The 25,687-nt window shown below is 36.6% G+C and carries 26 protein-coding genes; 5 read left to right on the top strand and 21 right to left on the bottom strand.

Annotated elements, in window-relative coordinates; all coding sequences use genetic code 11:
• From atpD to tyrA, 9 genes are all read right to left on the bottom strand, one after another.
• Complete coding sequence (atpD, locus tag J3U56_RS09215; RefSeq protein WP_267333962.1) at positions 1-1,383, bottom strand: F0F1 ATP synthase subunit beta; 1,383 nt, start codon at positions 1,381-1,383, stop codon at positions 1-3.
• A gap of 47 nt (positions 1,384-1,430) precedes the next feature.
• The gene (atpG, locus tag J3U56_RS09210) at positions 1,431-2,300 is read right to left on the bottom strand and encodes a F0F1 ATP synthase subunit gamma (RefSeq protein WP_065633167.1); all 870 of its coding nucleotides are present in this window, start codon (positions 2,298-2,300) and stop codon (positions 1,431-1,433) included.
• 14 nt (positions 2,301-2,314) lie between these two features.
• Complete coding sequence (gene atpA / locus J3U56_RS09205) at positions 2,315-3,856, bottom strand: F0F1 ATP synthase subunit alpha (protein WP_416379598.1); 1,542 nt, start codon at positions 3,854-3,856, stop codon at positions 2,315-2,317.
• Positions 3,857-3,867: 11 nt separating this feature from the next.
• The gene (gene atpH, locus J3U56_RS09200; RefSeq protein ID WP_267333961.1) at positions 3,868-4,401 is read right to left on the bottom strand and encodes a F0F1 ATP synthase subunit delta; all 534 of its coding nucleotides are present in this window, start codon (positions 4,399-4,401) and stop codon (positions 3,868-3,870) included.
• A gap of 13 nt (positions 4,402-4,414) precedes the next feature.
• On the bottom strand, positions 4,415-4,885 hold the full coding sequence (atpF, locus tag J3U56_RS09195) for a F0F1 ATP synthase subunit B (protein ID WP_065563773.1): 471 nt from the start codon (positions 4,883-4,885) through the stop codon (positions 4,415-4,417).
• Positions 4,886-4,909: 24 nt separating this feature from the next.
• Positions 4,910-5,140 carry a F0F1 ATP synthase subunit C gene (gene atpE, locus J3U56_RS09190; RefSeq protein WP_034901511.1) on the bottom strand — a complete coding sequence of 77 codons (231 nt, stop codon included), beginning with the start codon at positions 5,138-5,140 and terminating at the stop codon, positions 4,910-4,912.
• 36 nt (positions 5,141-5,176) lie between these two features.
• Entirely contained in the window at positions 5,177-5,959 is a 783-nt protein-coding gene (gene atpB, locus J3U56_RS09185) for a F0F1 ATP synthase subunit A (RefSeq protein WP_267333960.1), read from the bottom strand.
• A 251-nt stretch (positions 5,960-6,210) separates the two neighbouring features.
• A complete protein-coding gene (gene glmM, locus J3U56_RS09180; protein ID WP_267333959.1) occupies positions 6,211-7,548 on the bottom strand; it encodes a phosphoglucosamine mutase in 1,338 nt (445 codons plus the stop codon).
• A gap of 151 nt (positions 7,549-7,699) precedes the next feature.
• Complete coding sequence (gene tyrA / locus J3U56_RS09175; protein ID WP_267333958.1) at positions 7,700-8,821, bottom strand: bifunctional chorismate mutase/prephenate dehydrogenase; 1,122 nt, start codon at positions 8,819-8,821, stop codon at positions 7,700-7,702.
• Between the two features lie 114 nt (positions 8,822-8,935).
• Here tyrA and xthA point away from each other — a divergent pair, with 114 nt between their 5' ends.
• The 3 genes from xthA to J3U56_RS09160 all read left to right on the top strand — a co-directional run bounded on the left by xthA (position 8,936) and on the right by J3U56_RS09160 (position 13,022).
• A complete protein-coding gene (xthA, locus tag J3U56_RS09170; protein WP_267333957.1) occupies positions 8,936-9,742 on the top strand; it encodes an exodeoxyribonuclease III in 807 nt (268 codons plus the stop codon).
• A 31-nt stretch (positions 9,743-9,773) separates the two neighbouring features.
• The gene (gene xseA, locus J3U56_RS09165) at positions 9,774-11,126 is read left to right on the top strand and encodes an exodeoxyribonuclease VII large subunit (RefSeq protein ID WP_267333956.1); all 1,353 of its coding nucleotides are present in this window, start codon (positions 9,774-9,776) and stop codon (positions 11,124-11,126) included.
• A 225-nt stretch (positions 11,127-11,351) separates the two neighbouring features.
• A complete protein-coding gene (locus J3U56_RS09160) occupies positions 11,352-13,022 on the top strand; it encodes a molecular chaperone HscC (RefSeq protein ID WP_267344908.1) in 1,671 nt (556 codons plus the stop codon).
• 92 nt (positions 13,023-13,114) lie between these two features.
• Here J3U56_RS09160 and J3U56_RS09155 read toward each other — a convergent pair whose 3' ends face one another.
• Positions 13,115-15,805: a hypothetical protein gene (locus J3U56_RS09155; protein WP_267367439.1), complete on the bottom strand. Its 2,691-nt coding sequence runs from the start codon at positions 15,803-15,805 to the stop codon at positions 13,115-13,117.
• On the bottom strand, positions 15,796-16,494 hold the full coding sequence (locus tag J3U56_RS09150; protein ID WP_267333953.1) for a DUF1266 domain-containing protein: 699 nt from the start codon (positions 16,492-16,494) through the stop codon (positions 15,796-15,798). The genes J3U56_RS09155 and J3U56_RS09150 overlap by 10 nt, the downstream gene beginning before the upstream one ends.
• Before the next feature lie 250 nt (positions 16,495-16,744).
• Here J3U56_RS09150 and dolP point away from each other — a divergent pair, with 250 nt between their 5' ends.
• On the top strand, positions 16,745-17,323 hold the full coding sequence (gene dolP / locus J3U56_RS09145; RefSeq protein ID WP_267333952.1) for a division/outer membrane stress-associated lipid-binding lipoprotein: 579 nt from the start codon (positions 16,745-16,747) through the stop codon (positions 17,321-17,323).
• A 47-nt stretch (positions 17,324-17,370) separates the two neighbouring features.
• Here dolP and csdE read toward each other — a convergent pair whose 3' ends face one another.
• From csdE to J3U56_RS09105, 8 genes are all read right to left on the bottom strand, one after another.
• Complete coding sequence (gene csdE, locus J3U56_RS09140) at positions 17,371-17,766, bottom strand: cysteine desulfurase sulfur acceptor subunit CsdE (RefSeq protein ID WP_267344914.1); 396 nt, start codon at positions 17,764-17,766, stop codon at positions 17,371-17,373.
• 68 nt (positions 17,767-17,834) lie between these two features.
• Positions 17,835-19,058: a cysteine desulfurase CsdA gene (gene csdA / locus J3U56_RS09135; protein ID WP_267333950.1), complete on the bottom strand. Its 1,224-nt coding sequence runs from the start codon at positions 19,056-19,058 to the stop codon at positions 17,835-17,837.
• Positions 19,015-19,893, bottom strand: coding sequence for a U32 family peptidase (locus J3U56_RS09130; RefSeq protein ID WP_267367436.1), 879 nt, complete (start codon positions 19,891-19,893; stop codon positions 19,015-19,017). The genes csdA and J3U56_RS09130 overlap by 44 nt, the downstream gene beginning before the upstream one ends.
• Positions 19,894-20,043: 150 nt before the next feature.
• On the bottom strand, positions 20,044-21,039 hold the full coding sequence (ubiU, locus tag J3U56_RS09125; protein WP_065633153.1) for a ubiquinone anaerobic biosynthesis protein UbiU: 996 nt from the start codon (positions 21,037-21,039) through the stop codon (positions 20,044-20,046).
• 295 nt (positions 21,040-21,334) lie between these two features.
• Positions 21,335-22,036, bottom strand: coding sequence for a hypothetical protein (locus J3U56_RS09120; protein ID WP_267333947.1), 702 nt, complete (start codon positions 22,034-22,036; stop codon positions 21,335-21,337).
• 454 nt (positions 22,037-22,490) lie between these two features.
• Positions 22,491-22,670, bottom strand: coding sequence for a hypothetical protein (locus J3U56_RS09115; protein ID WP_267367434.1), 180 nt, complete (start codon positions 22,668-22,670; stop codon positions 22,491-22,493).
• Between the two features lie 346 nt (positions 22,671-23,016).
• Positions 23,017-23,319: a contact-dependent growth inhibition system immunity protein gene (locus J3U56_RS09110; protein WP_179854724.1), complete on the bottom strand. Its 303-nt coding sequence runs from the start codon at positions 23,317-23,319 to the stop codon at positions 23,017-23,019.
• Complete coding sequence (locus J3U56_RS09105) at positions 23,316-24,293, bottom strand: RNase A-like domain-containing protein (RefSeq protein ID WP_267367429.1); 978 nt, start codon at positions 24,291-24,293, stop codon at positions 23,316-23,318. The genes J3U56_RS09110 and J3U56_RS09105 overlap by 4 nt, the downstream gene beginning before the upstream one ends.
• Positions 24,294-24,587: 294 nt before the next feature.
• Between J3U56_RS09105 and J3U56_RS12190 the strand changes: the two genes are divergently transcribed.
• Entirely contained in the window at positions 24,588-24,671 is an 84-nt protein-coding gene (locus J3U56_RS12190) for a SymE family type I addiction module toxin (RefSeq protein ID WP_416380338.1), read from the top strand.
• Between the two features lie 59 nt (positions 24,672-24,730).
• Here the strand turns inward: J3U56_RS12190 and J3U56_RS09095 are convergent, their stop codons facing one another.
• Complete coding sequence (locus tag J3U56_RS09095) at positions 24,731-25,114, bottom strand: DUF596 domain-containing protein (RefSeq protein WP_267367424.1); 384 nt, start codon at positions 25,112-25,114, stop codon at positions 24,731-24,733.
• 13 nt (positions 25,115-25,127) lie between these two features.
• On the bottom strand, positions 25,128-25,687 hold a 560-nt coding region (locus tag J3U56_RS09090; protein WP_267367422.1), incomplete at its 5' end, for a hypothetical protein.

Below are 25,687 nucleotides of genomic sequence, written 5' to 3'. Positions count from 1 at the left end.
TTAGAGAGATTTTGCTTTCTCAATCGCTTCGTCGATTGAACCAACCATATAAAATGCCTGTTCAGGAATATGGTCATAATCACCGTTCATAATACCTTTAAATGCACTGATGGTGTCTTTTAATGGTACGTATTTACCTGGCGAACCAGTGAATACTTCCGCAACGAAGAATGGTTGAGATAAGAAACGTTGAATCTTACGTGCACGAGCAACAGTTAATTTATCATCTTCTGATAATTCATCCATACCAAGGATTGCAATGATATCTTTTAATTCTTGATAACGTTGCAAAATTGACTGTACGCCACGAGCACAATCGTAATGTTCTTGGCCAACAACAAGTGGATCTAACTGACGACTTGTTGAGTCAAGTGGATCAACCGCTGGATAAATACCTAATGATGCGATTTGACGACTTAATACGATTGTTGCATCTAAGTGAGCAAAGGTTGTTGCTGGTGATGGGTCGGTCAAGTCATCCGCAGGTACATATACCGCTTGAATTGAGGTGATTGACCCTGTTTTGGTTGAGGTGATACGTTCTTGAAGAATACCCATTTCTTCTGCAAGTGTTGGTTGGTAACCTACCGCAGATGGCATTCGTCCTAATAAAGCTGATACTTCGGTACCGGCTAAGGTATAACGGTAAATATTATCGATAAATAAGAGTACGTCTTTACCTTCGTCACGGAATTTTTCAGCCATGGTTAAACCAGTTAACGCAACACGTAAACGGTTTCCTGGTGGCTCATTCATCTGACCATAAACCAGTGATACTTTATCAAGTACGTTTGATTCTTTCATTTCGTGATAGAAGTCGTTACCTTCACGTGTACGTTCACCCACACCAGTAAATACTGAGTAACCTGAGTGTTCGATCGCGATGTTACGAATTAACTCCATCATATTAACGGTTTTACCAACACCCGCACCACCAAATAGACCAACTTTACCCCCTTTAGCAAAAGGACAAATTAAGTCGATAACTTTGATGCCGGTTTCAAGTAATTCTGTTGAGTTAGCCAACTCTTCGTATGTTGGTGCTGCACGGTGAATTGCCCAACGCTCTTCTTCACCAATAGGACCTGCTTTATCAACAGGATCACCAAGTACGTTCATAATTCGGCCAAGTGTTTTTGTTCCCACAGGAACTTCTATGCCGTGACCTGTGTTTACTACTTTAAGTCCACGTCTTAAACCATCAGATGATCCCATTGCAATACAACATACAACGCCACCACCTAATTGTTGCTGAACTTCCAGAACTAATTTTTCAGTGCCGGTTTCCACTTCTAATGCATCATATACCTTTGGTACAGCATCTTCAGGGAATTCGACATCAACCACCGCACCGATGATCTGGACAATCTTTCCAGTAGCCATTTTTAATCCTCTACGTCTTTTTCTTAACTATTAGCCAATATTTAGCCTTAACCTGAAACAGCAGCGGCACCCGATACAATATCAATTAATTCATTGGTAATTGCACCTTGACGTGCTTTGTTATACGCAATTTGTAATTCATTGATTAAGTTTGCACCGTTATCGGTTGCTGCTTTCATGGCTACCATTCTTGCTGCTTGTTCACTCGCTAGATTTTCAACCACCGCTTGATAGACTTGTGATTCAATATAACGACGTAAAATCACATCTAATAATGATTTCGCATCTGGCTCATAAATATAATCCCCTGATGAAGCTTTAAGCTTTTCATCATCTGAATGTGGTAATGGTAATAACTGCTGTATAGTTGGCTTTTGCGACATGGTATTAATAAATTTATTGGTGACAATATATAATCTATCAACCTTGCCATTGTCATATGCCTCAAGCATTGTTTTTACCGGTCCAATCAAATCAGATAATGTTGGTTCATCCCCCAAGTTGGTTACTTGGGTTAGTATGTTCGCTTTAACCGATGAGAAAAACGATACCCCTCGTGATCCAATTAAAGCGACATCAGACTCAACACCTTTTTCCTGCCATGCTGACATATCAGCAATGACAGTTTTGAAAAGATTAATATTTAAACCACCGCATAAACCACGATCGGTCGAAATGATAAGATAGCCAACTCGCTTAACATCTCTTTCTTCTAAATAGGGATGCTTGGCACCTATTTGAGCTAACGCTAAATGTCCAATTACTTCACGAATCATTTCGGCATATGGTCGGCTAGCTGCCATTCTATCTTGCGTTTTACGCATTTTAGAGTTGGCAACCATCTCCATTGCTTTAGTGATCTTTTGTGTACTTTGGATACTGGCAATTTTGGTTCTAATCTCTTTTGCATTAGCCATTTGTTATCCCATCCTTACCAAGTTTGAGTTGATTTAAAGCTTTCAAGCATTGCTTTTAGCTTGTTTTCAATCTCATCATTGTAGTTACCAGTTGTATCGATTTCCTTAACAAAATCGGCATATTGGCTATGGGCATAAGCAAGAAGTGCTGCTTCAAATGGTAACACTTTAGTCAGTTCAACATCTTCAAGATAACCACGTTCAGCAGCGTAAAGCACAATTGATTGCTCAGCAACTGTCATTGGTGAATATTGCTTTTGTTTGAGTAATTCAGTTACCTTTTCACCATGGCTTAATTGGTTTCTTGTTGCTTCGTCTAAGTCAGATGCAAACTGTGAGAACGCAGCCAGTTCACGATATTGTGCAAGTGCTGTACGAATACCGCCTGATAATTTTTTCATTATCTTAGTTTGAGCCGCACCACCCACACGAGAAACCGAAATACCCGGGTTTACCGCAGGACGGATACCTGAGTTAAATAAGCTGGTTTCAAGGAAGATCTGACCATCTGTAATCGAAATTACGTTAGTTGGTACGAATGCAGAAACGTCACCCGCTTGAGTTTCGATAATTGGTAACGCAGTTAATGAACCGGTTTTACCTTTTACTTCGCCTTTAGTGAACTCTTCAACATAAGCTTCGTTAACACGCGCTGCACGTTCAAGTAAACGTGAGTGAAGATAGAACACGTCACCAGGATAAGCTTCACGTCCAGGTGGGCGACGAAGTAGTAATGAAATTTGACGATAAGCAACGGCTTGTTTAGATAAATCATCATAAACAATTAGTGCATCTTGACCGCGATCGCGGAAGTATTCACCCATCGCACAACCTGCATAAGGTGCTAAGTATTGTAATGCTGCTGATTCAGATGCTGATGCAACAACCACAATCGTATTTTTAAGTGCACCATGCTCTTCGAGTTTACGTACTACGTTAGCAATAGTTGATTGTTTTTGACCGATTGCGACGTAGATACATTTAACACCAGAATCACGTTGATTGATAATGGCGTCGATTGCTAATGCGGTTTTACCCGTTTGACGGTCACCGATGATAAGTTCACGTTGACCACGACCAATTGGAATCATTGAGTCAACCGCTTTATAACCAGTTTGTAACGCTTGGTCAACTGATTGACGGTCGATAACGCCTGGCGCAACGACTTCTACAGGTGAGAAGCCGTCATGTTGAATCGAACCTTTACCATCAATTGGTTCGCCAAGTGTATTAATAACACGACCTAATAAACCATCACCAACTGGTACTTGTAAAATGCGACCTGTACACTGTACTTTCATCCCTTCAGACAAGTCTTCGTAGGGTCCCATGACCACTGCACCAACAGAATCTCTTTCAAGGTTTAATGCCATTGCATAACGGTTGCCGGGTAATGCAATCATTTCGCCTTGCATGACATCAGTTAATCCGTGGATTCGAAGGATACCATCACTTACTGAGATGATTGTTCCTTCATTGTGAGCATCACTCACAATATTGAACTGAGCGATTCGCTCTTTAATTAGTTCACTTATTTCAGTTGAATTTAGCTGCATTATCAGTCCCCTTAAGACTGTAGAACGTCATTTAGTCGATTTAGACGTCCTCTGATACTACTATCAATAACCATATCGCCCGTACGAATAATAAAACCAGAAATGAGCGATTTATCAATATGACATTTTAGTTTTACTTTTCGTGATAAACGTTTTTCGACAGCGACAGAAATTTTATCAAGTTGTTCACTGCTCAGCTCATTAGCAGAAATTACATCAACGTCTGCCTGGGCTTCTCTCTCTAAACAGTATTGCTCAAACAGTGTTAACACTTCAGGAAGAAGCGATAAACGTTTGTTTTCAGCCATCACTTTAATAAAATTAGTGCTAAACTCATCAAGCACATCTTTACAGATGTTAATGAGTAAGTTCGCCACTGAATCGGTTTTCATGTCAGATGTTAAAATACTTTTTATTTGAGCATCTTTGCTCACTTCAGCAGTTAACACTAACATTTTGTGCCATGATTCGATGCTATTTTTTTCAACAGCAAAGTCGAAAGCGGCTTTAGCATAAGGGCGAGCAATCGTAATTAAGTCAGCCATTGCTCTATTCTCCTTATAGTTCAGCTACGAGTTTATCAATGATGTCGCTGTTAGCGGCTTCATTAACAGAACGTTCAATAATTTTTTCTGCACCGGCAATAGCGAGTGTAGCAACTTGTTGTTTAAGCTCTTCACGAGCGCGTTTACGCTCAGCTTCAACTTCAGCAAGTCCTTGAGCAACAATCCTTTCTTTTTCACGAGTAGCTTCTTGTTTAGCTTCTTCAAGAATGGCCGCTTTGCGTTTATTCGCTTGCTCAATAATTGCATTAGCCTCAACCTTAGCCTGTTGCATTATGTCAGATGTATTTGCTTTGGCTAATTCCAAATCTTTTTTTGCTGTTTCTGCTGAAGCAAGTCCTTCCGCTATCTCTTTTTGGCGTTTTTCAATCGCGCGGATAACTGGAGGCCAAACAAACTTCATACAGAACCAAACAAACAATACAAATGTAATTGCTTGGCCGAGGAGAGTTGCGTTCATATTCATGAGACGATTCCTCTTAAATTTTTATTAACCTGCAACAGCAAAAATGACATATAGTGCAATACCTACACAAATCATTGGGATCGCATCAACTAGACCCATAACAATAAAGAATTGAGTACGTAACATAGGCATTAATTCTGGTTGACGTGCAGCACCTTCTAAGAATTTACCACCTAGTAAACCAATACCAACTGCACCACCAATTGCAGCTAATCCCATCATTATGCCTGCGGCTACAAATAACATACTATCCATTATATACTCCAGTTTATTATCAAAAAAATAGTGAAATTAATGTTCTTCCGTTGCCGATGCCATAGCTAAATAGACGATCGTCAACACCATAAAAATAAATGCTTGTAATGTAATAATTAAAATGTGGAAAATGGCCCACGGTAATGATAATACCCACTGTGACCACCAAGGTAATAGTGCAGCAATTAAGATGAAGATAAGCTCACCTGCATACATGTTACCAAATAATCGAAGTCCTAAAGATACGGGTTTAGCTAAAAGGCTAACTAACTCAAGCACTAAATTGATCGGCGCAAATGCCCAATGATTAAATGGGTGAAGGGTATATTCCTTGATAAATCCAGAAATTCCTTTGTACTTGATTGAATAAATAATAATGAGTGCAAACACGCCGAGTGACATTGACATTGTAATACTAACATCAGCTGTCGGTACCACTCTTAAATGAGAAAGACCTAACCATTGCGCTGCATAAGGTAGAAAATCAACAGGGATAAGGTCCATTAAATTCATTAAGAAAACCCAAATAAACACTGTTAAAGCAAGTGGAGCGATCAGTTTATTTTGACCTGTAAACATGTCTTTGACAGTATTATTAACAAATTCGAAGATCATCTCGACTGCACATTGTAGTTTACTTGGTACACCACTGGTTGCTTTCCTTGCTACACGATGGAAAATCCATAAGAAAAGCACACCAAGTAAAATTGAGAAAAATAATGAATCAAGATTAAAGGTCCAAAAACCCGAACCCACCTGCAAGTTCTCAAGGTGATGCTTAATATAAGCTTGTGGTGAAGCTGGAGAGGAAACTGACATATAACCCTCTTACCTATTTCTAATAATAAAAAAAACACTGCTTATTTTTAACCTTAAAAGGTATAAGCAATCGCTGTAATAACCGAAGCTACTATTTTAAACCCAATTGCCTATATTAAGTCAACAACTGATTAACAAAATTAAGAATTTAGACACTTTTTACTAATTTTGTGTAAAGAATAGAAGCTGTAAGAATAACTTTATTAGAAATATTACCCCATCAATAGCTAAATTAATGGGGATAAATGGCGCTAATTTTGCGCTTTGACTGCTTGGGCAATTTGTTCAGCTAGGTTTTGAACTTCGGATTGATCGGTTCCTTCTACCATAACTCGAATAAGTGGTTCTGTGCCTGATTTACGAATCAAAACTCTACCATGGTTACCGAGTTGTTGTTCGGCTTGTTTAATGGCGGTTTTTACTGCATGACTCTGTAGAGGATCATGTTGGCTTGTGAATCGAACATTGATTAATACCTGCGGCAACATAGTCATACCACTACAAAGATCGGCTAAAGACATATTATTGTGTACCATTGCAACCAATACTTGTAAACCAGCGACAATGCCATCCCCTGTGGTTGTTTTATCTAATAATAAAACATGCCCTGAATTTTCAGCACCGAGTCGCCAGTTTTTTTCAATGAGTTTTTCTAGTACATAACGATCGCCAACTTTCGCTCTTTCAAATGGGATACCCAGATTTTTTAGCGCGAGCTCAAGCCCCATGTTACTCATTAATGTGCCGACAACGCCGCCTTTTAGTTGCCCTTGTCTTAAAGCCTCTCGGGCGACGATATAGATGATCTGATCTCCATCAACTTTACAGCCTTTATGATCGACCATAATAACGCGATCACCATCACCATCTAAAGCAAAACCTAAATCCGCTTTTTCATCAATGACACGTTTGGATAATGCTCTAATGTCTGTAGCACCGCAATTATCATTGATGTTGACGCCATCTGGTTCACAACCGATTTTTATCACATTGGCACCAAGTTCACGTAATACTTTAGGGGCGATATGGTAGGTTGCCCCATTCGCACAATCGACAACAATTTTTAAACCAGATAAGCTAAGATCATGGTTAAAAGTACTTTTACAAAATTCAATATAGCGGCCAGCAGCATCAGTGATACGACTAGCTCGGCCCAGTTGTTTTGATTCAACGCAGTCTATTGGTTTTTCAAGCTGAGCTTCGATCTCTAATTCAATTTCGTCATCAAGCTTTTTACCCTCTGTCGAAAAAAATTTGATACCGTTATCATAAAAAGGGTTATGTGAAGCTGAAATGACAACCCCAGCATCTGCACGAAATGTTCGGGTTAAATAAGCAATAGCAGGCGTCGGCATTGGTCCAGTAAAAGCAGCAGCAACGCCCGCTGAAGCAAATCCTGCTTCTAAAGCTGATTCAAGCATATAACCTGAAATACGGGTATCTTTACCGATAATAACTTTTTTTACTCCATCTTTCGCTAATACGCGACCGGCAGCCCAACCTAATTTAAGTGCAAAATCTGGTGTGATAGGATATTGCCCCACTTTTCCTCGAATTCCATCGGTTCCAAAGTATTTTCGATTCGACATGTTTATTCCCTCACACAAAAGTAATTTTGATTAACTCATTTATAATGAGTAATTTTTATTATTAAACATTAATAATTACACGCCAATAAGGTGTAATTAATGACTAAATTATCGTAAAATATTTAAATTTTACTGAATGTTAACTGTAATTTTAATCACGATTATCATTGGCAAATTTTAATAAAACTTGGCTCTCTTTTATAAATCGCTTGGCATAAGGACCAAACCATTTGGTGACTTCATTGAAATTTTCAACAAATTTAGTCTTATCTCGTTGTTCAATTAATTTCACCATTTGGCCAAAACATTCATAATAGCGTTTAATTAGTTCAATATTATCATCGGATGCCATGATGATATCGGCATAGAGCTCGGGATCTTGAGCAAATAAACGCCCCACCATCATGAGTTCTAATCGATAAATCGGTGATGATAAGGCGATGAGCTGCTCCAAATCGGCTTGTTCACGTTGTAGATTAACGCCATATGAAAAAGAGGTGAAATGGCGTAAAGCTTGAATAAACGACATACATTTATCATGTTCTTTAGCGTCAATTGCGCATAAGTTAGCACCCCAAATTCGCATTTGCTCGATAAGCCATTGGTATTGTTCTGGATAACGACCTTGGCAATAAACAATAATTTGTTTGGCTAAATTTGGCACGTCTGGACCAAACATTGGGTGTAATCCAACTACTGGCCCTGAATGTTTATCAAGCATGGCTTGTAATGGTTTGACTTTTATAGACGTAAAATCAGTTAAGATACAATCTTTGGGTAATGGCGGTAATTGTTCAATGATTTCGCATGTTTTGTTGATAGGTACTGTAACAATAACGGCAGCGGCATCAGCGACAACTTCGGCTGCTTGATGCATGGTTTTAGAACCCAGCGTTTTAACTTGATAGCCAGATAATGTAAATAAACGAGAAAACAGGCGCCCCATTTGACCATTACCACCGATGATGACAATTGATCCGCTACCTGTATATACTTTTTTGAAACCTTTATCGTTTTCACTGATGTAAGACTCACGCATTAACCGGCGTAAAATATCCTCAATTAAAACGGGTGATATGCCTAAATTTTCGGCTTCGTGTTTACGTTTAGCTAACATATCGGCTTCACGTTTGGGATCATAAATCGGAATTCCATGTTTGCTTTTTACCTCACCAACTTTGGCAACTAATGCTAGTCGTTGACTAATTAAAGCTAAAATTGATTTGTCGACTTCATCAATTTTATCGCGTAGTGTGAGTAATTCCGTTGACATAGATGGGATTCCTTTAGCACAAATTGAAGCTTTTACTGTAATAGCTTAACAGTATAACGTATTTTTGGTAGCATGAGTCAATGACAACGTTAATTCCAGTATAATAAATTTATTATGAAAGTTATCTCATTTAATATTAATAGTCTTCGCGCCAGAATTCATCAGCTCGCTGCGATTATTGATATCCATCAGCCTGATATAATCGGTTTACAAGAAACGAAAGTACATAATGATCAGTTTCCGGTTGAAGAGTTAGCCCAATTTGGTTATCACTTACATTATCATGGGCAGAAAGGGCACTATGGTGTTGCACTTTTAACCAAGCAACAGCCCATATCAGTACAATGTGGCTTTCCCACCGATGAACAAGATGCCCAATGCCGTTTAATCATGGCACAATTACCCACCAATGAAGGTAATTTAACGGTGATTAATGGTTATTTTCCTCAAGGCGAAAGTTTACATCATGAAATCAAGTATCCAGCAAAACGTAAGTTTTATCAGGATCTGATTGATTACCTAAAACAGCAACAATTAAGTGAACAGCTCTGTTTAATTATGGGCGATATGAATATTTGTCCAACTGATATTGATATTGGAATATCGGAAGATAGCCGTAAACGCTGGCTACGTACTGGTAAATGTTCGTTTTTACCTGAAGAGCGAGATTGGATGAACAATTTACTGTCACTTGGCTTTACAGATACTTATCGTAATGAACATCGAACAAAACAGGAATATTCTTGGTTTGATTATCGTTCCAAAGGCTTTGATACGGGTACTGGGCTTCGAATTGATTTAATTTTAGCCAGCCCAAAACTGTTATCTTATTGTCAGCAAACAGGTATTGATTATGAAATTCGGGCAATGGAAAAGCCGTCTGATCATGCGCCAATTTGGGCAGAGTTTGATTTAGTTTAAGTTTATACACCTATTTAGTAAGGATAATAGCATGCAAAGTCGTTCAATTTTATCAGTTAAAGATCTTAATCAAATGGTAAAAGATGTACTTTCAGATGCTATTGGCCAGATTTGGTTAGTGGGTGAGATTTCTAATTTTTCTCGCCCATCATCAGGTCATTGGTACTTCACGCTAAAAGATGATGCAGCTCAAGTGCGATGTGCAATGTTTCGTAATAGTAATTTTCGAACGGGCTTTACTCCCCAAAATGGCCAGCAAGTTTTAGTTCGAGCAACTGTCACACTTTATGAAGCACGCGGTGAATATCAACTGGTGATTGATCAGCTACAACCAGCAGGTGCAGGTTTATTACAACAAAAATTTGAACAGTTAAAGCAAAAACTATCCGACGAGGGGCTATTTGATGCTATTTATAAAAAACCCTTACCGGATAATATTCGAACAGTAGGTATTATTACTTCATCAACCGGCGCAGCACTACATGATATTTGTCAGATATTAAAGCGCCGAGATCCAAGTTTGCATTTAATTATTTATCCAACACAAGTACAAGGTACTGAAGCTGCCGCGCAAATTGCTCGAATGATTGAAATTGCCAATATTCGTCAAGAATGTGATGTATTAATTGTTGGCCGAGGAGGGGGATCATTAGAGGATCTTTGGTCTTTTAATGAAGAGGTCGTAGCAAGAGCGATTTTTGCTAGCCGTTTACCGATTGTCAGTGCTGTTGGGCATGAAATTGATTTTACCATTGCCGATTTTGTCGCTGATGTTCGAGCTGCTACGCCTTCGGCTGCTGCTGAATTAGTTAGCCAAGATAGCTTAGATCAAATAAAGCGGTTACAAATTCAAGAACAGTATTTATCTATGGCTATTGATTACTATTTAACAAGATGCCGTGAAATGTTAAATAAAGGGTATCATCGATTACAAACTCAACATCCGCAAGCAAAGTTAGCCAAACAGTTAAATGTACTATTAACTTATCGTCATGCCTTATATGACAATATTCAGCAATATTTGCTTCGACAAACAAATCGATATAATTACTTAGATAAAAGATTGTTACGTCTCTCTCCGCAAAATACGATAAGCGCTTTACAGCAGACAATTAATCAACGTCAGCAACAAATAATCCATCTGATTGAGCAAAAATTTACTCAATCACAACATCAATTCGCCTTACAAACCTCACAGCTTAATAGTGTCAGTCCACTTGCCACATTAGAACGAGGTTATTCAGTGACCACAACGGTTGATAATGCGGTGGTCGGTTGTGCGGCACAAGTGACCGTTGGTGATTTCATCATTACCAGGTTAAAACAAGGTAAACTTGTTAGTCAAATTACTACAATTGATGATAAAGATATCACCTCAAAGTGATCTCAGTGAATATAAAAATTAAGAGTATTCGATCTAAATTGAATAAGCTTTATCACAAGGTTGATATTTAAATTGGTTGTTCACTATATTTATTAATTGAATTGTCAAAACTTGCTGAAAATTATATTTTTTATCGATATTTCAAGGTGTTATTTGCTTTGCAATTTAGGCTGGCACTAGTATATAATTCGAGCATAACAAATTATTATTTTATTTAAAAAGTGTATGAATCCTCCAATTGGTATTGATTTAGGTACGACCAACAGTTTAATTTGTGTCTGGCAAGAAGGTAAGCCAACGTTGATTCCCAATGCTATCGGTGAAGTTGTAACACCTTCTGTGGTAAGTATTGATGAAGATGATTCTATTTTAGTTGGCCGTGCAGCGCTGTCTCGCCTAACGACTCATCCTGATAAAAGTGCTGCCGCATTTAAACGATTTTTAGGTTCAAATAAAATTTATGAGCTAGCCGGTAAAAAATTCACCCCAACAGAACTTTCAGCATTAGTTTTAAAATCGTTAAAAGCCGATGCCGAAGCATTTTTGCAACAAGAAATTTGTGATGTTGTTATTTCTGTTCCGGCTTATTTTAATGATGAACAGCGAAAGCAGACTCGTTTTGCTGCCGAGTTAGCTGGTTTAAACGCAGTTCGTTTGATTAATGAACCAACTGCTGCTGCCATGGCCTATGGATTACATGAAGAACAATCAGGTAATACGTTAGTATTTGATTTAGGTGGCGGGACCTTTGATGTAACCGTACTTGAATATGCTCTACCCATTATTGAGGTTCACGCGTCAGCGGGTGATAACTATCTAGGCGGTGAAGATTTTACCCATGAAATTGTTCAAGCTTGTTTAAGTGAATGGAAGCTTAAACAACAAGATATTGCTGTTGATGATTATGCTCGATTATTAGATTTAGCTGAACAAGTCAAATGCAAGTTAAATGGTGAACAAATGCAATATTTAACTTGGTTTTGGCAAGATAAAGAGTGGCAATTTGAACTTAATGAAAGTCGAGCTAAAGTGATTTGGCTACCACTGCTTAATCGTTTGCGAGCGCCAGTTGAACAAGCCTTAAGTGATGCGCGTTTAAAGCCTGCTCAACTTGAACATATCGTATTAGTAGGGGGATCATCACAGCTAGGTGTGGTGCGTGAATTGGTGACTAAACTTTTTGGTAAATTACCTTATCGTCACATCAATCCGACTACAATTGTGGCACAAGGTGCGGCGGTACAAGCGGCTTGCCGTTTGCGCAATCAAGATGTTGAAGAGGTAATATTAACTGATGTCTGTCCTTATACACTTGGTATTGAAAGTTGTTCAGGTAAGGTAAGTGGCTTGTTTTCACCTATCATTGAACGTAACACTATTGTGCCAACGTCTAAGGTAAAAACGTTTTATTCAACGCAACCACAACAAAAAGCGATCTGCATTTCGGTTTATCAAGGCGAAAATCCTCGAGTAGAAAATAATGTGTTGATTGATGAGTTTGAAATACCACTTACACCGATGGAAAAAACACAGGGTGTTGATGTTCGTTTTAGCTATGATTTAAATGGATTATTAGAAGTTGACGTTGTTCTACTTGAGACTGGTGAGCAATATGGTAAAGTGATCGATCAAAGCCCAATTGGATTAACCGATAAGCAAAAACAGGAAAGCCATGAGCGGTTAAAAGCGTTAAAAATACACCCACGTGATGAAATGCCAAATCGTACTTTATTGGCAAGATTAGAGCGTGCATGGGCGCAATCACTAGGCGATGAACGACTGTTGATTGGATCTTATATTGAAGATTTTTTAACGGTATTAAATCAACAAAATTTAGATGAAATAAATCAGATGCGCAGTGAAATTGAGTCACAATTAAACGATTTAGGTCGGTAATTGCTTAGCTGCATGATTTGATAAACGTTTAATTCCCCCCCTTTTATTTAGTTGATTTAAAAAAGGGGGAAGTTTGGCTAACGACTTTTGCTTTATTCTAAAGGTGGACCAAAACGATTGATCTGTTTTAAACTAGGCTGATAACAAGGATACAGTAAAAAGATTAACAAAAATGTATTTATACTAAAAAAGTATTTTTGTCCTTGATAGCTATCATTCAGACGTCGTTTTATGGCAAACACGATATTTATTCCGGCAAAAATATAAGATATCGTCAAGAGTACAGAAAATATATTTGGCGTCTGATTATATATATCCATAAATGTCTTACCGTAAGCAATGATAATCAAACTAACAAATAACTGTTTCGCAAATCCTGATAGGTCAGTACGGCCATTCCAACGCCAAAATTGCGTCCATTCATTTTTAGGCAGCGATAACGAGTTTAAATACGCTTGTTTTTGGTTATTTTGGGCTAAAAGCAGTGTGGCACAAAGTCGCAGTATCAAATCATTATCCGTGTTATCTTTTAACTCTTCTAATTTTTCAAGTTCAGTTTCTGAGCATATACCATATTTTTGAGATAAAAGTGCAATCATTGACTGTATCAATTGTGCTGGTTGGTGATGGCTGGCGTTTTGTTTGAAGTTATTCAAATAAGGTAAATCCCCGCTTTTCTGCAAATTAGTTGCTACTTTGATTAATGCTTTATCATCACCAGCAAAGTTTTTTAGTATTTGATCTAGCTGTTTAGCTTGCGAAGGTTTATTTAAGACAATCTTATATAAAAACATTAAATAAATTCGATTGCCATTTTTTAATTTTGCATGCCATGAGTGTGCTAATTTTTGCTCAATATCATTAAAATCAACGTTGTTTGGCTCATCAATAAAAGACTCTATCGAATCGGGATAACTGATTAACATACTATTAATCAATTTATTATCATTATTAATCAAACTGTATAATTCATCGCTTGTTTGCCATTTTGGATTTTTGAAAATATCTATAATGGGTTTAAGTGCATTATTATTCGATAAATTAAAGGTATTACTGTGTTGTTGCAGGTATTGAGCGGTTTTAAAAGGCGAGTTAACAATGGCTAGCGCCAAGATACATTCACGATACCACTGCCAATAGTTATTTTTGTTGTAAAATATTGTGTTGTCATTGGGTGGTGAGGGTAATTGATAAACATTTTGAAATTTAAAATATACAACCCAGTCATACATCTCCATATGGGTGTAGTTTAGATTTTTATAAAGATGTAATATTGCGATGTCAGGTAAATGATCAAACCTATCAAGGAACAACCGGCTATATAAAAACTGATCGCCATTTTCATCTGGATCAAATCTAGCGGGAATAGGTAAGTTTTCATTATTATCATAGAGCCAAGCTTTGAACTCTTTCACTGGCGTAAGTCTTGATAGCCATGCTAAATGTTGTTTAGCTTGTCGCTTTAAATTAGTCAGAATAAATTGTTCAAATGGATCATCGCTCTGTTCATCTAAAATTTGTTGTAACATTGTTTCGTTACCGTGCCGTAACATGATGGCATGACGATATAAACGCAATAAGCGATTGCTACCATCATCAAGTAATAACATTGATAAGATTTGTCGGTAATTCCAGTTTGTACTTAAAGCCCAATTAATAAAATCTGCAATCTCCGTGCTATATTCGCTCGGATCAATTTTGGCTAATCGAGCGATGGTGGTTGGTGTAAATTGTGGAATGGTAAATAGATAATTGTCAGTTTTATCTACTTCAAGGCAGTAAGAGTCATTAAGCGCAACAAATAATAATGGCAGGTAATTACTAGCATAATATGCACACCAACCCGCAATCCAACTTTCTGCTTTTTCTACATAATGCCCTGAATGGTAAAGATCAATCCAAGCTTGTAAAGCCTGCTGTTTATTATTGAGTAAAGTATATTGATTTGCCGCGATATATTTCCATTCAATAATTAAATATTCAGCTTGATCTGGTTGTGTTATTGCTGATAGCGCATAGTCTAAAATTGCTTGATTTTCTAATTCAGCCACACAATGCCAGTAGCTTAAAGCAAGCATCAATGTTTTATCATCAGGCAAATAAATAACAGTATCTTGTTGTAAATAGGCGTAAAGGTCCGCCGAACGTTGCTCCCAATATATCCATTTGGCATTATACACATACTCAATTGTGACATTTTGTATTGGCTTATTCGTTGTGGGTAAGGCGGTGTAATCAAAAAAATCCCCACCCTCAAGATATTTTAAAAAATTGTTGTAGTGTTCATATTGATCGGGATATTGGCTGATGAGTTGTTGTCGCCAACGCAAATTTTCGGCTAATAAGTTAACACATGATTGTGATATATTGGTAGTTTCATAACTTATTTCTAGCAATTGCCATTTGGCGATATCTATTACCGCCATTGGATAATCATAAAACGAACCAATAAATTTTTGCCACTCATCAATTTTGTAACAACGGTTAGGATCGTTTAATAGCGCTTGATAAGCAGCACAAATTTCATTTGCTTGAATTTGTTCGTCACTTAAAGGATCGTTTGGTTTTACTTCAGATTCTGCTTGTGGTTGATCAATTACTGTTTCGGTGGATTGTGCATACAGTATTGCATTGTCATAGGCTTGACGTAACGCTTTAAACCCCTCAGGATCCCTTTCAGGATGATAATCAGGTAACTTAGTTCGATATGCTTGACGAATAACTCCAATATCTTTTGTTGGAACAATTCCTAATAAATGCCAAATATCTTCATTCATGACCATTGATACTCCATTAATGATTCAGGTTTTTGTTGATCATCCAAATCAATAAACCAAGGTAAGCAGTTAAATGGTGCTTGTAAGTCTGAATATAAATTGGTCATGGTATGCGCGTTTGAAGCTCTGGATAATTCGCAACGTAGTAATTCTAAGTTTTCTTTATTATTTAGTGATATCCAATACTGATAACCAATAAACCAACTGGTGAAATAATGTTGCCAAGAGCTATAATAATATTGGGCACGAATACCAATTCTGAATAGAATCCATAATGCTTCTTGTTCGGTGATATATTTGTTTGTGATACCATTACGTAAAATATAGGCCATCCGTGCATAATCCCAACTTCTGATGCTAGCTACACCACATATAGGAAAGGTTTGTTTAACAAAATCAAGCAACACTTTTTGGTAGTCAGTTTGCTCGTTATAATACTTACACCAGTCAAATTCTGCATATCGTGAATAGATAAAATAATAGTGAGACAGTGTTGAAGCATGCCCATCATCGACCATATCAAACACGCAATTTAGTAAAGTTTCTCGAGAATCAATCCCCCAACTTTCGCTCATATCAACAAAATCTTGTTGAGGATAAAAAAATGGTGAAGTATAACTGGCACCCTTATCTTTATGTAATACAACCATCGGTGCTGACAATCCATATAACCAATCGATAATATCTTGATTCATATTTTTTATTTATATCATTACTTATATTATTTAATATAAAAAGATAGCAGATTTAAGCTAAAAAACGAAATTGTTATTTAAATTAATGGGATTAGATATATTTTAAAAATCCTTTTGATTGAGCGAAATGAATCTTAGACTTGTTGCAGTTACGGTAATTATATTTTGCAAATCAATGTCAACAAGGCATAATAAAAGCAAAGTAATCACTATTTGATTACTAAGAAGCAATAAATAAAAAGGAGTCACCATGAAAAAAATTGCTTTATTTGCAATATTCATATTTGGTGTGTTTATGTTGCAAGGTTGTGTTGCTGCCGTAATTGGCGCAGGAGCGGGTGCTACAGCTAAAGTGGCTTCAGATCCACGAACAGCAGGAACACAAGTTGATGACACTACACTCAATTCACGTATGGGCATGAAGTTAAAAGATAACGCATCTACATTTATTGGATCCCATATTGCAACAACTGCTTATGATGGCAATATTCTTTTAACTGGTCAGGCAACAAATGAACAAATAGAAAAAGCGGATAGCTTAGCCCATGAAGTTGAAGGGATAAAAAAAGTTTATAATCAAATTCGTGTTGGTGAGCCTGTTGATGCAGGTACCATGACCAATGATGCGTGGATCACTACCAAAGTAAAATCTCAATTAGTTTTTAACGCTGAAACAAAAGCACGTAAAATAAAAGTTGTGACCGAAAACGGAGAAGTTTTTTTAATCGGTATTGTTACTGAGCAAGAAGGCAAATCTGTTGCTGATGTCGCAAGTAAAGTTGATGGCGTTAAAAAGGTAATTACGCTTTTTACCTCTCCAGAAAATTAATTTATCTGATGATTAAATGGGGAACTGACTCCCCATTTTAATTGCAATTAACCTATAGATTGAATCCGAGTAATTAATTGGCTTAATCCGTGTAAACGTGAAGGGCTTAATTCATCAGTAATTTTGAGCTTATTTAAAACAGCTAGAAAATCAATATTACTAATTTGCTGGGCTGTTTTATTGTTTGCCAATATAATCAATATAGCCAATAACCCTTTTACAATCCTACCTTCACTTTCGCCTTGAAAAATAAATGTACCATCTGGTTGTTTTTGCCAAGTTAACCATACTCGATTTTCACAACCTTGTACTAGGTTTTGCTCGGTTTTGAGTTCGTCTGGAAAATCAGGTAACTGTTTGGACAGTATAATTAACTGACGATAACGATCTTGCCAGTTTTGTTGTGCTAAAAATAATTCAGTTAACGTTTGCGGTGATAGCATAATTAAACCCTTTTATCGCTGATTAATTATCAAATAGATTAAGCTAATGCCTATGTTTTAGGCTATAGTTAACTCAATACCTCCATCGCATTTTTTAATGCTGTAATGAATTTATCAATATCTTCCTGGTTATTATATGGCATGAGCGATATACGGATCACGCCTTGGCAACCTAATTTGCTCATCAAAGGCTGGGCACAAATCTCGCCAGTTCGAATAGCAATTTGCTGCTCACTTAATAAAATCGCGATATCATTGTGGTGAATTTGATTAATATTAAAACTAATAATGGGGCTATTATCAACGCTGTAAAACTTGATATTAGCTAATTGTGTTAACTGTGTTTTAGCATACTGAGATAATTGATCTGTATATTGCTCAAGTTGAGCCAATGACCAATTTTTAAGCCATTGCAGTGTGGCATCAAATCCTATAATTCCAGCAATATTAGGGGTACCTGCTTCGAACTTATAAGGTAGATCTGCCACAACAAATTCTGTTAATGATGCCTTTTTTAACATTTTGCCCCCACCTTGCCAAACCGCCATTTGTTCAAGTAATGCTTTTTTACCATATAAAATACCTAGACCTGTTGGACCATATAATTTATGGGCAGAAAAAGCATAAAAATCAATGTTAAGTGCTTCTACATTGATCGGTTGGTGAACAATACCTTGGGCACCATCAACCACTAAAATAGCGTTATATTGATGTACTAACTGACTTATAGCGACTAAATCAGGGCAAAATCCAGTGACATTTGACATTTGCGTGATAGCTACAATTTTAGTTCGTGATGAAAGTAGTGATGTCAGTTCATCAACATTGGACGACCATTTTATAATTTTGGCCCCGGTTTGCTGCGCAACAATTAGCCAAGGTAATAAATTGCTATGATGCTCTAATTCACTGACAATAATTTCGTCATCCGGCTTCAATAAAGGGCGAGCATAGCTTTGTGCAATTAAGTTAATTGATTCAGTCGCCCCTTTGGTCCAAATAATTTCACTACTGTTTTTGATTGCAATTAAATCAGCAACATTTTGTCTGGCCTGCTTGATTGCTTCTGTCACTTTTACCGCATCGTGATGTAAACTACGCTCAGCAGTTGCCGTATTATGGGTATAATATTGCACCGTTGCATCAATCATCGCTTTAGGCTTGAGTGCGGTTGCTGCTGAGTCTAGGTAAACACTTTCGCTAGTTAATGCTGGAAAATCCGCTCTAAATTGTTTAGGCGAAAAATGTTTATTGGCTGAGTTCAAGTCCGGCGATACCATTCCAGTAACCATTACAATCTCGTTTATGTTCAATGTTTAATGGATGTGATCCATCTTCATTTGCTTTAAATTGCTTAACAATGTCGAGTGTTGCTAGCCCAAGTGGCGAAATTCTAACGATATCGACAAGTCCTTTCATGTCTTTAAGATTATTTCCTAAATTGTAACAATAACCACTTTGTGTTTGAATGCCATTTAGTACAAAGACCTTTTGCTGTTCTTGAGAAAATACTTCTCGACCAACCGGATATTTGATACAACAAGTTTCACATTTATCTTTAGGCTTATCTTCTGATCTTGCAGTAAAACAACGCGCTGAATACGCTAAAGGTAGATAGCCGTAACTAAACACTTCAACTTCAAACTTTCGTTCAATATGTAAACCATCAAATTGATTAAGCACATTAGTTAACCAATCACGTGACAGTTCAACCGGCATACACCAACGTATCATACCTTGTTGTTGTAATAATTTTAAGGTTAAAGCGTTATAGCAATTAATCGCAGGGCCTGCTACAAAGGGTAATTTATGTTCTTGCGCTATATTAATTGCAGCTAAGTCATTCGCCTCAACTAAAAAGTCGCCATTATTAACTAATTGTCGTAAATCATTAAGTTCTGAAGGGGCTTCGAGTAGTGCAAGTGTTGACAAGACAACTTGCTTACCTGATTTTGCGATCTGCTTTGCTAATTCTAACCAATTAGCCACTTTCATTTCACGACGCTTAGTGCATACGGTCTCACCCATATAAATAATATCAGCCTCACTATCTTTAGCTGCGTGATAAAAAGCTTCAGTTTCGATTTTAGGCCAATAATAAAGCACTGGACCTAATGCGTATTTCATAGTTTTGCTCACTATATTGATATTTTATTGTTAAAAATGATTAATAATAATTGTTAATCGACATCATTTCTTTAAAAAAGAAGCGATTTAAAAAAGATTAAATCTTTTTTAAATGTTTTATTGTGGTGTTTTAAGTCGACCAATATCACATTATTGCCATTTGCGATGGTATGCACCTAATGTTGTCTGCGTTCCCTCAGAAACCGAACCAAGTGTATCCATCCAACTTTTTTCTGCCTGAAATGTTTGAGGATTTGCTTTATAGCGATCTATCGCTTGGCGCCAGACTTTTGTTACTTGTTCAACATAAGCCGGACTACGCTGTCGCCCTTCAATTTTAACTGATGCAATATTGGCTGCAAACAGTTCGGGTAATAATTCGATAGTGTTTAAGCTCGTCGGTTCTTCAATTGGGTGATAAAGTTCATTACCAACAAAGTAACGCCCTTTGCAAAGGGTTGGATAGCCGGCGTTTTCACCTTTTTTATGGCAGTCAATTAACACATTATTTAAACGGGACTCAAGACCTTTTTCGGTCTCCTCCCAACGTACAAATTTTGCGGGTGAACAGGCGCCAACGGTATTAGGTGATTCGCCAGTTAAATAAGACGATAAATAACAGCGACCTTCAGCCATAATACATAAACTACCAAAAGCAAACACCTCTAAAGGAACCGGTGAAACTTGTGAAAGTTGTTTTACTTGATGCATAGATAAAACGCGGGGTAAAACAATACGATGTACGTGAAAATTATTATAATAAAACTTAATTGATTCTTCATTGGTTGACGACGCTTGCACCGACACATGACGTTCAAGATTTGGATACTTCTCTGCTGCGTAATCAAGCATGGCCAGATCTGCAATAATTAATGCGTCAGCGCCGATATTAGCTGCGGTATCTACCGCATGTTGCCAGCGCTCAAAGTTTTCAGGGTGAGCGAAAGTATTAATCGCAATATGCAATTTTTTACCACGCTTATGCACATAGTCTGAAGCTTCTAATAATCGTTTCTCATTAAAGTTTAAACCGGCAAAATGACGAGCATTAGTGTCATCTTTCAAACCGATATAAACAGCATCAGCGCCATTATCAATTGCCACTTTTAGTGAAGGTAAAGATCCAGCAGGGCACAGAAGTTCCATAATAATTCCTAACTTATGTTATGTATTCAATACGTGGTGTATTATGCAATAAATTATCATCTAATGCGAATAGAAAGCTAATTTTAGCTAAAAGAACAGCACAGGTTTAGTTTTGGGTATTATAAAGTTAACAGTGACTAATTAATATTGAAGATAATAAGGAATTAAACTAGTCAGTCACGGTGACACTATAAAATAGTAGCAACTAACTAAGCTGATTTAATAAATTAATGACCAGATATTAACTATTTTTTACCTGGTCAGGATGTTATAAAAAATTAACTTAATTAATTCTCTATTTTAGCGCATTTTCAAAATTAGTCATATTTTGCTCTGATTTTAATCGGTTTATACAGGCATTAATTGCTTTACTGGCAGTATCTTGTACTAATTGATAATTATTGATCTCCCATTCATTAAAGGGCTTAGTTCTCTCTTCTGGTGTCAGATCGTTTTGCTCAGAACAATCAAAACGAAATCCGTTAGTACGTATAGTGGTGTTATAAATAAAATTATATTTATTATCGGTTAATCCATCATAAATTAATTTAAATTTATAAGGTTGTATGGTTATAACATTGTCTTTTTGGTTATTAGCATCGAATTTTTTAATTATTGTATATAACTGTGGGGTTAAATAATCCATAGTTTTATTTGGAACCGAATTGATATAACTGCCTTTTAAATCCTCTTTTGAAAAACCATCAATACTACCGCTACCAGTCCCATCAAGGAATAGTGTGGCAAATTCAAGAACCTTTAATCCGACAACTTTTGCTGTATCTGCACGAGAGACAATATTTAAATAATTATTTGTATCGTCTACAACGTCACCATTAATCGCGTTTTCAGTTAAAATATCAACTGTTGTGCCATTATTTAACGTTATTGTATCGGTATTTACAATTGTTGTTCTAGGTAGTGACTCTCTATTAGCACAAGAAATTAGGCTTAACATACTACAGGTTACTATAAACAATTTAAAAACTTTCATCATTATTATTCCTATTAGGTATTATTATTTTTGTTATTTTTCAATAAGCTATGTAAAATGTGTCTATGTGTTTTTTTGATGCGTTTTCATTATGGTTGTAAAAGTATTGAATGTCGAGATTTGTTTGCCACATTTGAGCTTAATTGATGCATGTATATTTTCGATTAAAAAATTTTTATTTGTATTTTTGTTTTGTATGTTTACATTCGATCAGTGTTAATTCTTACCTGATTTAATAATTAACATGCGATAAAATATACATAAAAAAACGTTGATGTAGTCTTAAGTAGTGCTTTTTGTTGGAGGCGGACTATATATTACAATTAATCAATTCAATAACTGTTTTTTTATTAATATGACATAACGCATATTTATCTCAACTTGTTGAGAATTTGGTGAAAAATACCATGTACTTTACTTCAAATACTTATGAACGACTATCTTTAAATCTAACATATTAATTCACTTCCAAAATTTGATTCTTTCTATCATGAATAATTAACTCACTATTATCTATTGCTGAATGCGTTATGTTTGAGGATTTATCGCCATGCTGATAAATTTGTGGTGCACCTCCTGTTGGGGACAATCCTCCCCCGCCTTTACTTGCACCTACAGAGCCAGAAACACTGCTCACTTGATAGTCCGCTTTGTTTTCGATATCACTAAAGCCAATGGTGCCCGTATCTAACCGGTTTTTTGATTTATCCGCAGTGAAGGCTAGGTGGTTTTATACCTCGGTTACATGCCATAAGGCACAAAACCCAACCCAAGACCACAACTAACAATCAAAGGCAGGTAGCTGGAGCAGGTAGGCTTTTATGTGGGCTGCCCTTTATCGTTAAGATTGAACAGGGCAAATTGATTATTGAACTTGCGATACAGATCTAAAAATAGGTAAGAAGAGCCCCACTGGTTAAGGCGGGGATTCATTAATTTTATAATTCATGATTTATAAATAACTAGATGCAAATTATTTACCACTATAAATTCCGTAAAATGGATAGCATATGTAATAACCAATCTTTACATGATGGCCACTCATTCAGATAATAATAATTACAGTCAATATCATCTAATATAATTCTTTGTAATTCCTTTTCATTATATGAAGATTCGATCAACGATTGAATTTCTTTTATCATTTCGTGTTGTTCTTCATTAGTTTCTGTCTTTTTATAGGACAACAAAGCTTCTTTAGCCCCCCCAAAGATTTCTTCAAAATCTTGATTCAAATAACATCTCAAATAATAAGATAATGCAGGATATTTTTCTGTTGCAATCATGGTGTTGGGTACCCCGTAATAATTCTATAACCAGTAGGCATTGAAGGATCTCTAGCTATAATAATTCTAGCGTTTGATACCTGAGTTGCACTAGTTTGACCTTTTGAAACACTAATACCTATTGTCGATGATGATTTATAGTCGATCTCTAAATAGCCTTTTTGGCTTCCTGATAAATAGTCATTTATCTTAGATTGATTTGCATCAATCGCTTTGCTTGTAATAGCTTCAGCTGTCGCTCTGTCTGTAAATGAGGATGCTGTTTTTACATTTCCTGTAGACACTCTATTCAATAACTCCGCTTCTGTTTTTCCAACATGTCTGGCAATTAGATGCCCCCCGGCTGCTTCATGAGCAGCTAGTCCTCCACCAGGAACAATTGGACTGTGTGCACCATTCCCCTTTCCAGCGTTAATCTCTTGTTCTTTTTTTACATGTTCACCAAAATTACTACTTTCATTAGCTTTCTGATTGGTGTCCTGATTATCCAGTATTTTATCCTTAGTCTCTTTATAATTTCCACCACCTTGTTCAACATTGCCTTTTCCGTGTTGTAGCTCTAAATCTGTTTTGTCTAATGGTTTGTTGGCATCAGTCTCTTTTCCGGTAACATTTTTACCTTTGCTTGCATTGTCTGTCACTTTTCCATAAACAGTCAATGTTGCTAGTCTTAGTGCATCATCAACACTCAAACCGCCATTACGAACCTGATGAACAATTTCATTAATATCAGGACCAGAGCCAAAAGCACCTAATATGTTATCTTTTAAAAATCTTTCTTGGATTTGTGATTCAGATAATCCTTCAACTCGCCATTGTTTTAATAAAATTAATCCTCTTACTCCTGATAAATAAGGGTTAGATATAATGTTTGACGGTATCCAATCGCTTCCGGAAGCATCATAAATATCCCAATCCATAAAGCGGTGATTTTTGGCATTATCGGTTTGACCTTCTTGAATTCCTTCAAGCATCGAACTTGCATAAGATGAGACTAACTGGAAATATTCATCGGCAGATAAATTGCCTGATTGATATAATTCATAAAGAAGCCCTGGAAGGAATGATTGTCAAATACCAGGCAAGGCGCTGGGGCTCAGCAAGGCTGGCTAAAAAGAAGGATGAATAGATAATAAAACAAACAGTAACATTAATCAGCGCAGGTTAACAGTGCTGACGCACCGCTAACCTGCTAACCACAATCCACTAAGCGGTTTTATACCGTGAGTTACGTGCCATAAGACACAAAACCCAACCCAAGACCACAACTGACCATTAAAGGCAGGTGGCTGGAGCAATTCGGCTTTTATGTAGGCGGCCCTGTTATAATTAAGATTGGCTGGGCAAGTTAATTGTCGAACTTGCGAAGCAGATCGCATAGTTAGAAGATAATTTATTGTGAACTCACTACCTAAGTCCATTCTAAAGAACCATCATCCAAAACCCAGACGGCTTCCGCCGGACAAGAATCATCAAAAAACCAATAGTCATCCATTAATTTTTGTTTATCAAACATTCCATCTGCCGTTTTTGGAAAAGCGTTATAAAATAATTTTATTTGATCGTCTATTGACCCCGATAGAAGATGTCCATTTTTTGCTAACTTAAGACGACCTTCTTTTAGTAATCTATGAACAAAATAAAAAAATAACGCTTTTCTTTTTTGGAATGGAATCTCGTTTCCAGTAACTTTTAAGGACGGCAACATATTTGGTGCAATATACGCCCATAACCCATTTAATGATTGTTGTTCTGCACAATCAACCACACAGTTATACTCAGTTTCTTTTATCATATTTATAATTTTCTCACTTAAATTTTATTTCAGCTTTATTAAGTCCATTATATAATCTTAATAACGTTGGGTTATTTTTTATATCAATAGTCCAACGAGCGCCCGTATTTGAATTGGATACATTTCTTAATGTAATATTAGTTCCATCTTGAAGACGTGCGGTATAAATACCATCTTTAACCTTCGTCAAAGGTTGTCCAGCTAATTCCTCTGCATAATTATATATTTGTTTATCTGACAAATTTTGACTTTCATAAATTCGAGTACTGTAACGATTCCCACCATTTTGTTTAATTAATTGACCATCAATCTCTAAATCAGTTTTAGAATTATCTTTATTATAAATGTCTTTTAACTCATCAAATCGTTTTTGTTGCTTTTCATTTTGATAGTTTTCATTATTTTTCTTGCTATTATTGTTATCTTCATCATCAGGAGGCAAACCTGGCGCACCACTTGCTGTAATAGCCCCTGCACCTCCCAATTTATTATTGTTGCTATCGTTATCCCCTGATGATTCGTTATAAATTCTATCACCAAAGGTTTCATCACCAAACATGATTGGTGCCAAAC

The sequence above is a fragment of the Gilliamella sp. B2824 genome (assembly GCF_026536245.1).
Taxonomy (GTDB): domain Bacteria; phylum Pseudomonadota; class Gammaproteobacteria; order Enterobacterales; family Orbaceae; genus Gilliamella.
This window is presented reverse-complemented; position numbering and strand designations above follow the sequence as displayed.

Excerpts from the sequence above, each read along its gene's own strand:
- atpD (WP_267333962.1), bottom strand. The coding sequence starts at position 1,383 with ATGGCTACTGGAAAGATTGTCCAGATCATCGGTGCGGTGGTTGATGTC.
- atpG (WP_065633167.1), bottom strand. The coding sequence starts at position 2,300 with ATGGCTAATGCAAAAGAGATTAGAACCAAAATTGCCAGTATCCAAAGT.
- atpA (WP_416379598.1), bottom strand. The coding sequence starts at position 3,856 with ATGCAGCTAAATTCAACTGAAATAAGTGAACTAATTAAAGAGCGAATC.
- atpH (WP_267333961.1), bottom strand. The coding sequence starts at position 4,401 with ATGGCTGACTTAATTACGATTGCTCGCCCTTATGCTAAAGCCGCTTTC.
- atpF (WP_065563773.1), bottom strand. The coding sequence starts at position 4,885 with ATGAATATGAACGCAACTCTCCTCGGCCAAGCAATTACATTTGTATTG.
- atpE (WP_034901511.1), bottom strand. The coding sequence starts at position 5,140 with ATGGATAGTATGTTATTTGTAGCCGCAGGCATAATGATGGGATTAGCT.
- atpB (WP_267333960.1), bottom strand. The coding sequence starts at position 5,959 with ATGTCAGTTTCCTCTCCAGCTTCACCACAAGCTTATATTAAGCATCAC.
- glmM (WP_267333959.1), bottom strand. The coding sequence starts at position 7,548 with ATGTCGAATCGAAAATACTTTGGAACCGATGGAATTCGAGGAAAAGTG.
- tyrA (WP_267333958.1), bottom strand. The coding sequence starts at position 8,821 with ATGTCAACGGAATTACTCACACTACGCGATAAAATTGATGAAGTCGAC.
- xthA (WP_267333957.1), top strand. The coding sequence starts at position 8,936 with ATGAAAGTTATCTCATTTAATATTAATAGTCTTCGCGCCAGAATTCAT.
- xseA (WP_267333956.1), top strand. The coding sequence starts at position 9,774 with ATGCAAAGTCGTTCAATTTTATCAGTTAAAGATCTTAATCAAATGGTA.
- J3U56_RS09160 (WP_267344908.1), top strand. The coding sequence starts at position 11,352 with ATGAATCCTCCAATTGGTATTGATTTAGGTACGACCAACAGTTTAATT.
- J3U56_RS09155 (WP_267367439.1), bottom strand. The coding sequence starts at position 15,805 with ATGGTCATGAATGAAGATATTTGGCATTTATTAGGAATTGTTCCAACA.
- J3U56_RS09150 (WP_267333953.1), bottom strand. The coding sequence starts at position 16,494 with ATGAATCAAGATATTATCGATTGGTTATATGGATTGTCAGCACCGATG.
- dolP (WP_267333952.1), top strand. The coding sequence starts at position 16,745 with ATGAAAAAAATTGCTTTATTTGCAATATTCATATTTGGTGTGTTTATG.
- csdE (WP_267344914.1), bottom strand. The coding sequence starts at position 17,766 with ATGCTATCACCGCAAACGTTAACTGAATTATTTTTAGCACAACAAAAC.
- csdA (WP_267333950.1), bottom strand. The coding sequence starts at position 19,058 with ATGGTTACTGGAATGGTATCGCCGGACTTGAACTCAGCCAATAAACAT.
- J3U56_RS09130 (WP_267367436.1), bottom strand. The coding sequence starts at position 19,893 with ATGAAATACGCATTAGGTCCAGTGCTTTATTATTGGCCTAAAATCGAA.
- ubiU (WP_065633153.1), bottom strand. The coding sequence starts at position 21,039 with ATGGAACTTCTGTGCCCTGCTGGATCTTTACCTTCACTAAAAGTGGCA.
- J3U56_RS09120 (WP_267333947.1), bottom strand. The coding sequence starts at position 22,036 with ATGATGAAAGTTTTTAAATTGTTTATAGTAACCTGTAGTATGTTAAGC.
- J3U56_RS09110 (WP_179854724.1), bottom strand. The coding sequence starts at position 23,319 with ATGATTGCAACAGAAAAATATCCTGCATTATCTTATTATTTGAGATGT.
- J3U56_RS09105 (WP_267367429.1), bottom strand. The coding sequence starts at position 24,293 with ATGCTTGAAGGAATTCAAGAAGGTCAAACCGATAATGCCAAAAATCAC.
- J3U56_RS09095 (WP_267367424.1), bottom strand. The coding sequence starts at position 25,114 with ATGATAAAAGAAACTGAGTATAACTGTGTGGTTGATTGTGCAGAACAA.